Origin of the sequence: Microbacterium sp. SA156, assembly GCF_049065455.1 — a bacterium.
Taxonomy (GTDB): Bacteria; Actinomycetota; Actinomycetes; order Actinomycetales; family Microbacteriaceae; genus Microbacterium; species Microbacterium barkeri.
The window spans coordinates 128,188-143,219 of record NZ_JBAKGU010000003.1; the positions used below are offsets into that span (position 1 = coordinate 128,188).

A 15,032-nucleotide genomic window follows, 5' to 3' on the forward strand; every position below is an offset into this window, starting at 1 on the left:
CGCCCCGCGCTACGCGGCGACGAGCGGATCGGCCCCTGCGGCCATCCGCTCGTCGCCGTCTGCCATCTCGGGGCACGCGAAGCGCGCGCGATACGCGGCCGGCGAGATCCCGAGCACGCGCGAGAAGTTCTGGCGCAGCACCGCGGCCGAGCCGAAGCCGCAGTCGGCCGCGATGCGGTCGAGCCCCCAGTCCGTCCGCTCGAGCAGGCGCTGCGCCTGGATGACCCGCTGGCGCGCGAGCCATGCGGCCGGCGTCGTGCCGAAATCGGCCTTGAACCGCCGCGCGAACGTGCGCGGCGACATGTGCGCACGGTGCGCGAGCTCGTCGACGGGCAGCTCGCGGTGGAGGTTCTCGAGAGCCCAGTCGGCGACCGGCGCGAGCGACAAGCTCGCCTCCGCCGGCAGCGGGTTCAGGATGAACTGGGCCTGGCCGCCGTCGCGCTGCGGCGGGACGACCATCCGCCGCGCGATCTGGTTCGTGAGCTCGGCCCCGATCTCCTGTCGAAGGAGGTGCAGACAGGCATCGAGACCCGCCGCCGTGCCCGCGCTCGTGATGATGCGGCCCTCCTGCACGAAGAGGACGTCGGGGTCGACCTCGATGCGCGGGTACATGCGCCGCATCGTGTCGGCGTACATCCAGTGCGTCGTCGCCCTGCGCCCGTCGAGCACGCCCGAAGCCGCGACGACGAACGAGCCGCTGCAGACGGTGAGCACCCACGCTCCGCGTGCGACGGCGCGACGGATGACCTCGCACACGCGCTCGTCGACCGCGCCCCACGACGACCGGGGGATCGGGGTGACGACGACGAGGTCGGCCTCGTCGGCGAAGGACAGGTCGGCGTCGACCGTGATCGAGAACCCGAGGTTGGATGCCACGAGACCGGGTGTCGGGGAGACGAGACGGAAGTCGAAGCTCGGCACGCCGTCGGCGCTGCGGTCGAGGCCGAACGCCTCGCACGCCAGCCCGAACTCGAACGGGGCGAACCCCTCCTGGACGATGCACGCGACGGTCTTCATGAGCGCTCCGGTTGGCAGAAATGCGACGATCTGTGGCCATCCTGCCACTCGCGGCAGGAATCGCACAACCGTAGCGTTCCTGCCATGCTCGTCGTCGCCATCGTCACCGCCCTTGTGGTCGCCGCGGGAGCCGCCGTCGCCGCGGCGGTGCTCCCGGGCGGCGGCGCGCCCTCGGACGGATCCGAAGCCGACGCGGCGCGTGCGCACACGGTCGGCGTGAACCCCGTGCAGGGATGAGTCAGCGGCCGAGGACGCGCTCGTAGACCTCGACCATCGCCGCCGTGCGCGACGACTGCAGGAACTCGTAGGCGACGCGCTCGGTCGGGACGGGCGCGGTGCCGGCCGCGATGTCGTCGGCGGCGGTGCGGATGGCCGCGGCGAGCGCCGCGATCCGGCTCGGCTCGTCGTCGGGCGCGGGCACCCCCCAGATGCCGCCGTCGAACTCGCCCGCGATGTCGGGGTCGCTGATGATCGACGGCGTGCCGAGGGTCGCCGCCTCGAACGGGGTCATGCCCTGGGTCTCGAAGCCGATCGAGGTCTGGATGAGGGCGTCGGCGGCTGCGATGCGCGCGAGAGTCTGCTCGTAGGGGAGCCGGCCGGCGAACCGCACGCGGTCGCCGAGCCCCCGCTGCGCCACGAGTCGCCGCGCCTTCTCGAGCTCGAAGCCCCCGCCGATGACATCCAGCTCGGCGCGCACGCCGGCGTCGGCGAAGGCCTCGAGCGCGGGGAGGAGCCGCTTCTCGGGCGACATGCGCCCGAGCCACACGAAGCGCGGACGCCCGGGGGCACGGAGGATCGGGGCGGCCTGCAGCACGCGCGCGCGGACGTCGTCGTCGATGCCGTTCCACACGACGTCGACGGGCGCGAAGACCCCGTGCTCCTCGAGCCGCCGCGCGAAGTGGCGCGACGGCGCCGTCACCGCCGACGCACCGCGCGCGAGGCCGCGCAGGTACGCCCATCCGTCGTCGCCCGGTCCTGAGCCGGGCAGGGCACGTCGTCGCCACGCGTTGAGCGCCCGGAGGACGAGACCCGGGAAGGGCGCGGTCGCCTCGATGCCGACGTCGACCCGGTTGTGCATGGTGTGCACGACCGGAACCCGGAGCCGCCGCGCGAGGCGATGCCCCAGGAACGCGCCCCAGAAGTCGGCCTGGACGTGCACGAGGTCGGGCAGCGGCGTGCCCTGGGCGACCCGGCGGGTCAGCGCGCGGTCGATGAACGCGTCGGCCGAGGCACCCGGCCAGGCGAACGAGTACTCGCGGTCCCACGTGACGGGCACGGACGGCAGGTCGAGGTAGGCGGGGTCGTCGCGGTTCACGGGGTCGCGCGACCAGCGCCGGGGCGCGACGACGGTGACGACGTGACCCGCCCGCTCGAGGAAGCTGCGCTGCAGCCGCGTCGAGACCTGCGCCCCGCCCAGCGTCTCGACGTGCTGGTCGCCGAAGATGACGATGTGCACGGCGTCAGGCGGGGAGCGCTTCGCCCCGGTACAGCGCCTCGAACGTGTCGAGCGTGCGCGTGATGTCGTGGGCCTCGACCATCCGCAGGGATGCCCTCTGCATGCGCTCGCGCTCCTCGGGAGCCGCGGTGAGCACATCCGTCAGCCGCGCCGCGAGCGCGTCGACGTCGCCCGGCTCGAAGAGATAGCCGTTCTCGCCCTCGTGCACGAGGTGCGGGAGTGCGACCGCGTTCGCCGCCACGACGGGCAGACCGGACGCCATGGCCTCCATGGTGGCGATCGACTGCAGCTCGGCGATCGAGGCGATCGCGAACACCGAGGCGCGCGTGAGCGCGTCGCGCAGCACCTCGTCGGTCGTGTGGCCGAAGAACGTCACGCGGTCGGCGATCCCCAGCTCGTCGGCGAGCCGCTCGAGCAGCGGGCGCTGGTCGCCGTCGCCGACGAGGTCGAGCTTGACGTCGAGGGCGGGATCGAGACGCGCGATCGCGCGGAGGAGCACGTCCACGTGCTTCTCGGTCGTGATGCGCCCCACGAACACGACGCGGTTCTCCGTGCGGGGAGAGAGGTCGGCCGTGTACTGCGACTTGTCGATGCCGCAGCTGATGGGGATGACGCCGGCGATGTCGATCGTCGCCTCGAGGAAGTCGGCGGCCTTGCGCGTCGGGGTCGTGACCGCCGCGGTGAGGTCGAACGTGCGCTTGGCGTCGTCCCACGCGAGCTTGACGAGGAGGCGGTTGAGGGCGGGCGGCAGCTTCGTCGAGTCGACGATGTTCTCGGGCATCACGTGGTTCGTGGCGATCACGGGGATGCCGCGCTTGCGCGCCTCGCGGGCGAGGCCGCGGCCGATGACGATGTGCGACTGGATGTGCACGACGTCGGGCTTCACGGCGTCGAGGACCTGGCGCGCGTAGTGCTTCGAGCGCCACGGCCACACGAATCGGAGCCACTCGTGCCACCACAGGTGCACCGACGGCAGCCGGTGCAGGGTCATCGGCTGGCCCTCGATGACCTCGGTGCGCGGCGCCGTGCGCTTCCACGCCGTGTTCGGCGCGCTCACGTGCACGTCGTGTCCGCGCTGGACGAGACCCGCGGCGAGGCGCTCCGCGAACCGGGCCGCCCCGTTGATGTCGGGCGAGAACGTGTCGCACCCGAGCAGGATGGTCAGTCGGTCGGACGCGGAAGTGGTCACGGATGCCTCACAGTGCAGTTCGTGGCGGCGCCATGCGGCCTGGGGGAAGTCTTCCCGAGCCTATTGCACCAGTTTGGAGCTGACTGTGAGGCGTGCCGACGCGACTCAGCCCTGCTCGGCCCACCACGCGCGCAGCCGTCGCTCGGCCTCCTCGGGGCCCAGCGCGCCCTCATCCAGGCGCAGGTCGAGCAGGAACCGGTACGCCTGGCCGACCACCGGGCCCGGGCCCACGTCGAGGATCCGCTGGATCTCGTTCCCGTCGAGGTCGGGGCGGATGGCGTCGAGCTCCTCCTGCTCGCGGAGAGCCGCGATGCGCGCCTCGATGTCGTCGTACGCGTGCGCGAGACGCGCGGCCTTGCGGCGGTTGCGCGTCGTGACGTCGGCGCGGGTGAGGATGTGCAGGCGCTCGAGCTCGTCGCCCGCGTCGCGCACGTAGCGGCGCACAGCGGAATCCGTCCACGCCCCCTCGGCGTAGCCGAAGAAGCGCAGATGCAGCTCGATGAGCTTCGAGACCGAGCCGATCGTCTCGCCGTCGTAGCGCAGCGCCTGCAGCCGCTTCTTCGCCATCCGCGCGCCGACGAGGTCGTGGTGGTGGAACGAGACGGCTCCGCCGGGCTCGAGCTTGCGGGTGTGCGGCTTGCCGATGTCGTGCAGGAGGGCGGCGAGGCGCAGCTTCACATCGGGCTCGGCGTCCGGATGGCGCGCGCGCTCGTGCTCGATGGCCTGCGCGAGCACGGTGAGGGAGTGCTCGTAGACGTCCTTGTGGTGGTGGTGCTCGTCGACCTCGAGGCGCAGCGCGGGGATCTCGGGGAGGAACTGGTCGATGAGGCCCGTCTCGACGAGGACGCGCAGCCCGCGCACGGGGTCGTCGGTCTGGAGGAGGCGGGTCAGCTCGCCCTGGACGCGCTCGGGGCTCACGATCGCGAGCGTCTCGCGCAGGTCGGCGATCGCCGCGAGCGTGCCCTCCTCGATCGCGAAGCCGAGCTGCGCTGAGAAGCGGGCGGCGCGCAGCATGCGCAGCGGGTCGTCTCCGAAGCTGACCCGCGGATCGATCGGCGTGCGCAGGACGCCCGCGACGAGGTCCTCCACGCCGCCGGTCGGGTCGACGAGCCGCACGTCGGGGACGCGCAGGGCCATCGCGTTCACCGTGAAGTCGCGTCGCGTGAGGTCGGCCTCGAGGGTGTCGCCGAACTCGACGGTCGGCTTGCGCGTCTCGCCGTCGTAGCTGTCGGCCCGGTAGGTCGTGATCTCGACCTGCTCGCCCTGCACGCGCGCGCCGATCGTGCCGAACGCCCGGCCGATGTCCCACTGCGCGGAGGACACCGGCGTGACGATCCGCAGGATGTCGTCGGGGCGCGCGTCGGTCGTGAAGTCGAGGTCGTTCGTCGTCCGCCCGAGGAGGGCGTCGCGCACGGGTCCGCCGACGACCGCGAGGTCGTGGCCCGCATCGGCGAACGCCTGCGCGAGGGTCGCGACCACGGGCGACGCCGCGAGGTCGCCGAGGCGCGCGAGACCGGCGGCCATGTTGAGCATGGCTTCCAGGGTACCGGGCGGTTGCAGGGCGGCCCTCGAGACTAGCGTCCGTCGTCGAGACCAGCGCCCGGTGCACTGGTCTCGGCGACGAGCGCTAGTCTCACGGACCCGGGGGGCGGGGCGGGGGGCCCGGCGGCCCGGGGGCCGGGCGCGGCCCACGGGGCCGGGGGCGGGGTCAGGCGGGGGCGAGGAAGCCGTCGAGGACGAGCTCGCGGACGGCGGGCAGGAGCCCCGCACGCAGCGCGTCCTCGTCCGTCTCGAGCAGCTGCGCGAGCGCCGCGACGATCTGACCCAGGGCAAGCTCCCCGTCGCACGCGCCGACGAGCGCGGCGAGCGCCGGGTCGGCCTGCACGGACCGCCCGAAGCCGCCGCCCTGACGCAGCTCGATCACGCTGGGGTCCGCGGCGCCGGGCAGGTGGTGACGGGACTCGGTGACGTCGGGCGCCGCCCGCAGGTGCAGGGCGAGCAGCTCGGCGTCGGCGAGGGGCGCGATGCGGTCGTGCGCCGCGAGCACCGCCGCGAGGTGCGTTCCGAGCGCGCCCTCCGACGGGATCGCCTGCGTGACGCGCTCATAGCGCGCGAGCCGCGGCGCGCCATCCGCCCTCCTCAGGAGCACGTAGCCGAAGCCGATCGCCGTGACGCCTCGCTCCGAGAAGTCGTCGAGCCAGGCGTCGAGGAGTCGGTCGTGCTCGGGGCTGCCGGGGGCCGTGCCGCCGTCGCGGATCCACATCTCGGCGTAGGCGATCGGGTCGAGCTCCTCGCGCTCGATCACCCACGCCTCGAGAGCGACGTCGGACGCCTCGACCCAGGCGCGCATGCGGTCGAGCCCGGGCACGCCGTCCTTCGTCTCCCAGTTCGCGAGGAACTGCGCGGTTCCGCCCGGAGCGAGGTGGCGGCCGACGCCCGCGACGACCTGCTGCACGAGCGCATCGCCGACGAGCCCGCCGTCGCGGTACTCGTACGCGGGCACGCCCGTGACCCGCGGCGTGATGACGAACGGCGGATTCGACACGATGCGGTCGAACACCTCCCCGGCGACGGGGTCGAACAGCGACCCGGCCCGCGTCTCGATGCCCGTCGCGCCCGCGAGCGCCGCATTCAGCTCCGCGAAGCGGAGGGCGCGCCGGGAGATGTCCGTCGCGACGACCCGGTCGGCGAAGCGACGGGCGCGCAGGGCCTGGATGCCGCACCCCGTGCCGAGGTCGAGGACCGTCCGCACGGCAGTCGGAAGCTGCAGACCGGCCAGCGTGAGGGATGCTCCGCCCGCGCCGAGCACGTGATCCTCCGCGAGCGCGCCCCCGCCCAGGGCGATCTCGTCGAGATCGCTCGCGAGCAGCCACTCGCCCGGACCGCGGTCGTCGTGGAAGGACTGGGGGCGGATGACCGCGAGCGGCGCGACCACGTCGGCGTCGACCGCGGCGAGTCCGAGTGCGACGAGCCCGCTGGCGCCGACCCGGGGGAGCGCGGCGTCGACCGCAGCGAGCGGCTGCCCGACGCCGAAGACGAGCAGCCGCGCGAGGACGGCGAGCGCGTCGTCGCGCTCGCGGATGGCCCGGAGGGCGGGGGCGCGGAGCCCGCGCCCGATCGCGTCATCGGCCTCGACTCCCCACATCGCGCGCAGCGCCTCGGATCGGAACCGGGCGCCCGAGAGGTCGGCGGCGAGGTCGCGGCACAGGGCGGGATCGGGGTGCGGGCTCACCCGACCATTCAACCGCGCGCTCGTGTCATCCGCTTCCCCGCGCCGCTCCGAGCGAGCTCGAAGGGAGCTCACAGCGCACTTTTAGCACTCTCCCCCTGAGAGTGCTAATTTGAAACATGAGTCGATACGACTCAAGGTGATGTTGCGAACAGCGCCGAGCGAACAGAGGAGGACGATCACGATGGCGATGTTCTTCGATCCGTTCCGTGAGTTCGACCGGGTGGCCGAGCAGCTCTTCGACCGCCAGGGCCCCCGCCTCATGCCGATGGATCTCTACCGCGACGGAGACCACTACGTGCTGAGCGCCGACCTTCCCGGCATCGATCCCGGAAGCGTCGACATCGATGTCGACGGCCAGCTCCTGACCATCCGCGCGCAGCGGACGGGCCGCAGCGAAGAGGGCGTGAAGTGGATCACGCGCGAGCGGCCGACGGGCGCGTACATGCGTCAGCTGAACCTCGGCCAGGGCATCGATACCGAGCGCATCACGGCGACCTACGAGAACGGCGTGATGAGCGTGCTCATCCCGATCAGCGAGAAGGCGAAGCCGCGCAAGATCGAGGTGCAGCGCTCGGACGACAGCAGCCAGACGCTGACGGCCCCCGAGCTCACCTCCTGATCCCCCGGATCATCCGCGCGCAGAGGGAGAGGGGCAGATGCGATCGCATCTGCCCCTCTCCCTATGCGCTGGCTATGCGTCGCGACGCGCGCCCTCCGACGGCGTCACCGTGAAGGTGTGCGGCGCCCGGAAGCCGCGTTCCGCGAAGGCCGCACGGGCCGCCTCGGCGACGACGTCGACCCGATCGGCGTCCACGAGCGCGATCGCCGCGCCGCCGAAGCCGCCGCCGGTCATGCGCGCGCCGATCGCACCCGCCGCGAGCGCGGCCTCGACGGCGGTGTCGAGCTCGGGGACCGAGATCTCGAAGTCGTCCCGCATCGACGCGTGCGACGCGACGAGGAGGTCGCCGATGGCCCGCGGCCCGGCCGAGCGCAGCGTGGCGACGGTGTCCAGCACACGCTGGTTCTCCGTCACGATGTGCCGCACCCGGCGGAAGGTCACCTCGTCGAGCGTCTCCTCGGCGCGCGCGAGGTCGTCGACCGACAGGTCGCGCAGCGAGGGCACGCCCATGTCGGCCGCGCCCTTCTCGCACGAGGCCCGGCGCTCGCGATAGCCGCCCGTCGAGTGCGCGTGCGTGACCTGGGTGTCGATGACCAGCAGGGCGAGCCCCTCCCGGGCGAAGCCGAGGTCGACGGACTCCGTCGCGAGGGTCCGGCAGTCGAGGAAGGTCGCGGCGTCGGGCCGGCCGAGCGTCGACGACACCTGGTCCATGATGCCCGTCGGCGCGCCGACCGCCTCGTTCTCCGCCGTCCGCCCGATCTTCGCGATCGAGAGGCCGTCGAGCCCGAGCTCCCACAGATCGCTGAGTGCCGACGCCGTCGCCCCCTCGATCGCCGCCGACGAGGAGAGTCCCGCGCCGACCGGCACGTCCGATGCGAGGGCGATGTCGAGGCCGCCGACGTCCGACGCGCTGCGCCCGCTCGCCGCGAGGGCGGCCCAGGCGACGCCGAGGGGATAGGCGGCCCACTCGGGCACCGATCCGCTCTGCACGGCGTGACCCGCTGCGCCGTCGAAGGTGGCCGCGAGCGCGTCGATCGACAGCTCGAACGGGGCCCGGTCGAGGGTCGAGATGACCCGGATAATGCGGTCGCCTCGCATGCCGACCGCGGCATACGTGCGGTGCTCGATCGCGAACGGGAGCACGAAGCCCTCGTTGTAGTCGGTGTGCTCCCCGATGAGGTTGGCGCGCCCCGGCGCCGACCAGACGCCCACCGGCTCTCCGCCTGTGAGCGAGCGGAGCAGGTCGATCGCCTCGTGCTGCGCGGTCATGCCCCCACCGCCTCGCGCAGTCGCTCTGCGGTCTGCTCGGGCGGGACATCCCCGATCCACGCTCCCATGGCGGCCTCCGATCCGGCGAGGTACTTGAGCTTGTCGGCCGCGCGACGCGGCGAGGTGAGCTGCAGGTGCAGCCGCACCGTGTCCCTCGCGACGTCGACGGGCGCCTGATGCCACGCCGCGATGTACGGCGTGGGGGTGTCGTAGAGACGGTCGACGCCCTGCAGCAGACGCAGGTACACCGAGGCGAGCTCGTCGCGCTCGGCGTCCGTGAGAGCGGCAAAGTCGGGGGCGTGGCGCCGCGGCGCGAGGTGCACCTCGACGGGCCATCGCGCGGCGAACGGCACGTAGGCGATCCAGTGCTCGGCCTCGAGCACGACGCGGGGGCCCTGCTGCTCGAAGGCGATGATCCTCTCGAACAGATCGGCGCCCTCGCGCTCGATGGCCTGCAGCAGGAGCTTCGTGCGCGGCGTGATGTAGGGGTACGCGTAGATCTGGCCGTGGGGATGGTGCAGCGTCACGCCGATCTGCTCGCCCCGGTTCTCGAACGGGAAGACCTGGCGGATGCCCGGCAGGGCCGAGAGCGCGGCGGTGCGGTCTGCCCATGCCTCGATGACGGTCCGAGCCCGGGTCTCCGTCTGCGTGCCGAACGAGCCCTCGCGCTCGGGGCTGAAGCACACGACCTCGCAGCGGCCGACCGACGTGCGGCTGCGGCCGAGCCCCGGCGCGTCGAGGTCGTCGAGGCCGAGCGGCGGGTCGACGGCGGCGGGGGCGTCTCCCGTGGCGACGTCGAGTGCCGGGCCGAACGACGGCGACTTGTTCTCGAAGACCGCGACGTCGTAGAGGCTCGGCACCTCCGACGGGTTCGTCGGCGTCTGCGGGGCGAGCGGGTCGAGCTCGGCCGGCGGCAGGAACGCCCGGTTCTGGCGCGCGGCGGCGACCGAGATCCAGTCGCCCGTGAGCACGTCGCGACGCATCGTCGCCGTCTCGGGCCGCGGACCGAGCTCGCGCTCGTCGATGCGCCGCTCCTCGGGCAGCGTCGTGCCCGGGTCGTCGTAGTAGATGAGCTCGCGCCCGTCGGCGAGACGCGCGACGCGCTTGACCACGCCGGCGCCCAGCGTCGTCCCCGGTGCCACCATGGCTCCTCCGTTCCTGCGCGATGCCGCGCGTGTTGACGTCAACATGGATGGTAGTGCAAAGTGGGTCGCAGGAGAAGGGAGACCCCATGGCGCAGGTGTCGGCCGCCGACGTCGCCCGACTCGCCGGGGTCTCGGGCCAGACCGTCTCGCGCGTCGCCAACGGATCTCCTCGCGTCGACCCGGCGACCCGCGCGCGGGTCGAGGCGGCCATGGCCCAGCTCGGCTACCGGCCGAACCGCACCGCGCGCGCCCTGCGGACCGGCCGCACCCGCACGATCGGCGTCGTCGTGCGCACGCTGGCCTCGGTCGGCAACACCCGCATGCTCGAGGCCGTCACGCAGGCCGCGTCGGCCCGGGACCACGCCGTCCTCGTGGTGACGCTCTCGGAGGACGCCGAGCGCGCCGACACGGCGTTCGCGGCGCTCGCCGACCACGGCGTCGACGGCGCCGTCGTCCTCAACGAGGCGACACCGAGCATCCACGAGGCCGCGGAGCCCGGGTTCCCCGTCGTCGCGGTCGACGCCGACACGAGCGAGCGGTTCACCGTCATCTCGTCGGATCACGCCGGCGGCGCCGAGAGCGCCACGGCGCACCTCCTCGCGCAGGGGCACGCCTCCGTGCATCACCTGGCCGGCCCCGCGGGCTCGTTCGCCGCCGCCGAGCGCGAACGCGGATGGCGCGCCGCCCTCGCGGCGAGGGGCGCGACCGCGCCGCGTCCTCTGCGCGGAGACTGGACGGCCGCGACCGCCCGCGGTCTCGCGGAGGAGCTCGTCGCGGACCCCGCGGTCACCGCGGTCTTCGCGGCGAACGACCAGATGGCGCTCGGCGCCCTGCACGCCGCCCACGCAGCGGGGCGCGACGACCTCGCTGTCGCCGGGTTCGACGACGTCGTCGACGCGGCGGACTACTGGCCGCCGCTCACGACGGTGGCGCAGGACTTCGACGAGCTCGGCTCGACCGCGGTCGACCTGCTCCTCGCGCTGCTCGCGGGCGACGCCGTGGCCGACCGCACGATCGTGCCGACGCGCCTCATCGTCCGCGAGAGCTCGCTGCGCCCCCGGTGACCACTGCGGCACGCCTCGCAGGGCGCGCCCAGCCGTGTTCGTAGGATTGAACGGTCCCGTGCGCCCTCGCACGACCCGATGAGCAGGATGTCCATGACCCACCGCCGCACGGCCGAGGCACGCAGCTGTCTGCGACGTCTGGGCGCGCCGACCGCGGTCCTGCTCGCGCTGCTGCTGGGCGCCCAGCCCGCGCTCGCGTCGGTCCCCGATGCGACCTCCGAGCCATCCGATGCGCCCCGCCGCCACGTGACGGCTCCGAAGGAGAGCGGGCAGGAGGCGCGGGGCGGCGTCCCCGCAGACGCGGACGGCGACGACGACCAGGCGCCCGCTCTCTCGCTCCTCCCCGCGCAGCAGGGAGTGCTCGGCGCCGGTGCCGCCCTGAACGCGACGGCGACGATCGCCAACCCCGGCGCGGAGGCGCTGCCGGCGGGCACGCTCCGCCTCGACATCGCGCGCTCGGCACTCGGCGACCGCGCCGCGCTGGACGCCTGGCTGACGTCGGGCGACGCCGACGGAGACTTCGCGACGCTCCAGACCGCACCGGTCGACGAGGTCGGCGGAGGCGCGAGCGCGACCGAGGAGCTCTCGGTCGCGGCGGATGTCGCCGGCCTCGAGGGCCTCGCAGCCGGCGTCTACCCGCTGCGCGCGACGCTCGGCGCAGGCGCGTCCGCGATCGAGGGCCGCAGCGTCGTCGTGGTCGCCGACGGCGAGCGCGCGCCGGTCTCGGTCATCGTCCCGATCACCGCGCCGCCGACCGCGGCGGGACTCCTCACCGCCGACGAGATCGGCACCCTGACCGGCCCCGACGGCGCGCTGTCGCAGGCGCTCGAGGCCGTCGCCGGCACGACGGCCGTGCTCGCGGTCGATCCGGCCATCCCGGCGGCGATCCGCGCGCTCGGCACGGCAGCGCCCGCTGCCGCCCTCGAGTGGCTCGAGCGGCTCGAGGAGCTGCCCAACGAGCGCTTCGCCCTCCAGTTCGGCGACGCCGACGTGACACCGCAGATCCAGGCGGGCCTCACGGCGCCGCTCGCGCCCACGAGCCTGCGCGCGTTCGAGAGCGGCGAGAACTTCGCGGCACCGGAGCCGACGCCGTCGGCCACGCCCGCCGCGGAGGAGGAGCCCGCCGCGCCGGATGAGCCCGCCTACCCCTCCCTCGAGGAGCTCCTCTCCATCGGCGAGGAGGCGGCGCGCGTGTACTGGCCGGCCGAGGGCTCCGCGGGGCCCGACGTCGTGTCCGCTCTCGCCGTGGAGGGAGCGACCACGCTCATCCCCTCGACGTCGACCGCCGAGGGAGCAGAAGGAGCCGCCGTGCCCGCGCGCGCCGAGGGCGCGCTCGTGTACGACGAGGCCATCTCCGAGGTGCTCAGCGCCGCCGCGCTCGACCAGAGCGCGCACGAGGACGATCTCGTCGAGGCCTCCGCGGAGCTGTGGTTCGCGGCGCACGAGACCGGAGGAGCTCCGCTCCTCGTGGCGCTCGACCGCCCCGCCTACCCGGCCGACGACGCGGAGGCGCCCACGGCCATCCGCACCGAGGAGAGCCTGCGCGACGCCATCGAGAGCGTCACCCGCAATGCGTCGGTCGAGGCCGTGCCGCTCACCGACGTCCTCGAGGCCGAGGCGCAGCCCGTCACGGTGTCCGAGGTCGCGCCGGAGCCGGAGCGCACCGCGGCGGTCTCGGCCTTCACGGCCGCCGAGCCGGGCCTCGCGCACATGGCGTCGGCGCTCGACGAGCCCGAGCTGCTCACGGGCCAGGCGCGCGCCGAGGCCCTGCAGCTGCTCGGCGTCGGATGGACCGACGACCCCGACCGCTGGCGCGAGGCCATCGGCGCGCACGCCGAGCTGACCGCTCAGCGCGTCGACGGCATCGGCGTCACGGTGTCCGACCAGGTGCAGCTGCTGAGCGCCGAGGCGCCGCTCCCGGTCTGGGTGCGCAACAGCCTCGCGTGGCCCATCACGGTCGTGCTGGAGGTGCAGCCCGACAACGTGCGCCTCGACGTGCAGGAGCGCATCGAGGTGCAGGTGCCGGCGGGCAGCAACCCGCGCGTCGAGATCCCCGTCGAGGCGCGCGTCGGAAGCGGCGAGGTGCAGCTCGCGGTCTCGCTGTTCACGGCATCGGGCGAGCAGATCGGCGGCGTGCAGACCATGGACGTGACCGTGCGCGCCGAGTGGGAGCGCATCGGCATCGCCGTGCTCGTCGCGATCATCGTGCTGCTCGTCGTGGGCGGCGTGATCCGCACGGTGCTCCGGCGCCGCCGGCGGATGGCCGACCGCGCGACGGCGGATGGCACGACGCCGGATGGCGCCGATGCGGATGCCGCGACGGCGGAGGGCGCGGATGGCCCGCCCGCAGGGGAGAGGGACGCATCGGATGACTAGCCTCGGCCGCTCCAGCGCCATGATCGCGGCCGGGACGCTCGCCTCGCGGGTCACGGGTCTCGTGCGCTCGATCGTCCTCATCGCGGCGGTCGGCTCGTTCGGCAACGCCTCCGACGCGTTCACGGCGGCGAACCAGCTGCCGAACAACATCTTCATGATCATCTCGACGGGCGTCCTGACGGCCGTGATCGTGCCGCAGATCGTGAGGTGGAGCGCGCGCGAGGACGGCGGGGCCTCGCACATCTCGAAGTTCATGACGCTGGGCGGTGTGCTGCTTGCGGGCGCGAGCGTGCTCGCGATGATCCTCGTGTGGCCGCTCATCTGGCTGTACGGCGCCCGGTTCGACCCCGACACCATCGCGCTCGCCGTCGCCTTCGCCTACTGGTGCCTGCCGCAGATCTTCTTCTACGGCATGTTCGCGCTGCTCGGCGAGACGCTCAACGCGCGCCGCGTGTTCGGCCCGTACGCGTGGGCGCCGATCGTCAACAACGTCGTCTCGATCGCCGGATTCGGCGTGTTCATCGCCGTGTTCGGCGGCCATCAGTCGTCCCTCGCGCAGTGGACGACCGCGGACGGCGGCTGGAACCTCCCCAAGGTGGCGCTCCTCGGCGGCGTCGCGACGCTCGGCATCGTCGCCCAGATGTTCGTCCTGCTGTTCTTCTGGCGCCGCACGGGGCTGAGCATCCGCCCCGACTTCCGCTGGCGCGGCATGGGCCTGCGCGAGGTCGGCAGCCTCACGAGCTGGACGTTCCTCATGATGGTCATCGGCCAGCTCGTGTCGATGTACCAGCAGAGCACGATCTCGGACGCGTCCGGGCAGGCGTCCGTGACCGTCTGGTTCACGTCGTGGCTCGTGTTCATGCTCCCGTACTCGGTGATCGTCCTCTCGATCGGCACCCCCTACTTCACCCAGCTCAGCGAGCACGCGGCTGCCGGGCGCGACGACGAGGTGCGCGCCGACATCGGCCGGGCCATCCGGATGCTCGGGCTCCTCTGCGTGCTCGCCACGGCGGCCGTCATGGCGGCGGCGGCGCCCGTCGCCCGGATCTTCACCGAGAACGGGGAGCAGGCGGTCGAGGCCTCCCTCGTGCTCATCGGATTCCTCATCGGGCTCGTCCCGCTCGCGGTCCAGTTCGTCGTGCAGCGCACGTTCTACGCCTACGGAGACACGCGGACGCCGTTCTGGTTCACGGTCTTCCAGGGCGCGCTGTCGGTGACCTTCGCGACGGCTTCGATCCTCGTGTTCTCGACCGACGAGCTGCGCCCCTACCTCACCGCCGCGGTGGCCACCGGGCAGTCGCTGTCGAGCACGGCGCAGGTCGTGCTCGCGACCTGGCTCCTCCGGCGTCGTCTCGGGCCGCTCGGCCTCGGCGTCTCGCTCCGGGCCCTGCTGCGCTTCGCGCTGGCCGCCCTCCCCGCCGCCGGTGCGGGCGTCGGCGTGTACCTCCTGTGCGGCGGCGCCGGGGGATGGATGCTCGACGGCATCGCGCAGGCGATCGCGGGGTGCATCCTCATCGGCGGCGCCACGGCGCTCGTCTACGTCGTCGCCCTCGCGGTCCTGCGCTCACCCGAGCTGAAGTCCGTCACGCAGCTCATCCGCGCGCGGCTCAGGCGCTGACGCTCACCTGCGGCGGGCGCGTTCCGAGGCGCGCCCGCCGCAGGCGG

The 15,032-nt window shown here is 73.4% G+C and carries 12 protein-coding genes; 5 read left to right on the forward strand and 7 right to left on the reverse strand.

Annotated elements, in window-relative coordinates; translation table 11 throughout:
* Positions 1-9 precede the first annotated feature (9 nt).
* Complete coding sequence (locus ACOWU6_RS04155; protein WP_421074820.1) at positions 10-1,017, reverse strand: GlxA family transcriptional regulator; 1,008 nt, start codon at positions 1,015-1,017, stop codon at positions 10-12.
* Between the two features lie 84 nt (positions 1,018-1,101).
* On the opposite strand from ACOWU6_RS04155, the gene ACOWU6_RS04160 reads away from it, so the two are divergent.
* The gene (locus ACOWU6_RS04160; protein WP_421074821.1) at positions 1,102-1,254 is read left to right on the forward strand and encodes a hypothetical protein; all 153 of its coding nucleotides are present in this window, start codon (positions 1,102-1,104) and stop codon (positions 1,252-1,254) included.
* A 1-nt stretch (position 1,255) separates the two neighbouring features.
* Here ACOWU6_RS04160 and ACOWU6_RS04165 read toward each other — a convergent pair whose 3' ends face one another.
* From ACOWU6_RS04165 to ACOWU6_RS04180, 4 genes are all read right to left on the reverse strand, one after another.
* A complete protein-coding gene (locus ACOWU6_RS04165; protein ID WP_421074822.1) occupies positions 1,256-2,473 on the reverse strand; it encodes a glycosyltransferase in 1,218 nt (405 codons plus the stop codon).
* 4 nt (positions 2,474-2,477) lie between these two features.
* Positions 2,478-3,662 (reverse strand): glycosyltransferase, encoded by a 1,185-nt coding sequence (locus ACOWU6_RS04170; RefSeq protein ID WP_282978389.1) that lies wholly within the window; start codon positions 3,660-3,662, stop codon positions 2,478-2,480.
* Between the two features lie 105 nt (positions 3,663-3,767).
* Positions 3,768-5,195 carry a CCA tRNA nucleotidyltransferase gene (locus ACOWU6_RS04175; RefSeq protein ID WP_421074823.1) on the reverse strand — a complete coding sequence of 476 codons (1,428 nt, stop codon included), beginning with the start codon at positions 5,193-5,195 and terminating at the stop codon, positions 3,768-3,770.
* A gap of 175 nt (positions 5,196-5,370) precedes the next feature.
* Positions 5,371-6,894 (reverse strand): DUF7059 domain-containing protein, encoded by a 1,524-nt coding sequence (locus tag ACOWU6_RS04180; RefSeq protein WP_421074824.1) that lies wholly within the window; start codon positions 6,892-6,894, stop codon positions 5,371-5,373.
* Positions 6,895-7,075: 181 nt separating this feature from the next.
* Between ACOWU6_RS04180 and ACOWU6_RS04185 the strand changes: the two genes are divergently transcribed.
* Complete coding sequence (locus ACOWU6_RS04185) at positions 7,076-7,513, forward strand: Hsp20/alpha crystallin family protein (RefSeq protein ID WP_421074825.1); 438 nt, start codon at positions 7,076-7,078, stop codon at positions 7,511-7,513.
* Positions 7,514-7,585: 72 nt separating this feature from the next.
* Here ACOWU6_RS04185 and galK read toward each other — a convergent pair whose 3' ends face one another.
* Together galK and galT are read right to left on the reverse strand one after the other, a co-directional pair.
* Positions 7,586-8,782 carry a galactokinase gene (galK, locus tag ACOWU6_RS04190; RefSeq protein ID WP_421074826.1) on the reverse strand — a complete coding sequence of 399 codons (1,197 nt, stop codon included), beginning with the start codon at positions 8,780-8,782 and terminating at the stop codon, positions 7,586-7,588.
* The gene (gene galT, locus ACOWU6_RS04195) at positions 8,779-9,924 is read right to left on the reverse strand and encodes a galactose-1-phosphate uridylyltransferase (RefSeq protein ID WP_421074827.1); all 1,146 of its coding nucleotides are present in this window, start codon (positions 9,922-9,924) and stop codon (positions 8,779-8,781) included. Before galT ends, galK begins: the two co-directional genes overlap by 4 nt.
* Positions 9,925-10,013: 89 nt before the next feature.
* Between galT and ACOWU6_RS04200 the strand changes: the two genes are divergently transcribed.
* The 3 genes from ACOWU6_RS04200 (at position 10,014) to murJ (ending at position 14,985) form a co-directional block, all read left to right on the forward strand.
* Positions 10,014-10,991, forward strand: coding sequence for a LacI family DNA-binding transcriptional regulator (locus tag ACOWU6_RS04200; RefSeq protein ID WP_421074828.1), 978 nt, complete (start codon positions 10,014-10,016; stop codon positions 10,989-10,991).
* Positions 10,992-11,084: 93 nt separating this feature from the next.
* Positions 11,085-13,367, forward strand: a complete 2,283-nt coding sequence (locus tag ACOWU6_RS04205) for a DUF6049 family protein (protein ID WP_421074829.1) — start codon at positions 11,085-11,087, stop codon at positions 13,365-13,367.
* Positions 13,360-14,985: a murein biosynthesis integral membrane protein MurJ gene (murJ, locus tag ACOWU6_RS04210; RefSeq protein WP_421074830.1), complete on the forward strand. Its 1,626-nt coding sequence runs from the start codon at positions 13,360-13,362 to the stop codon at positions 14,983-14,985. The genes ACOWU6_RS04205 and murJ overlap by 8 nt, the downstream gene beginning before the upstream one ends.
* Positions 14,986-15,032: the final 47 nt, after the last annotated feature.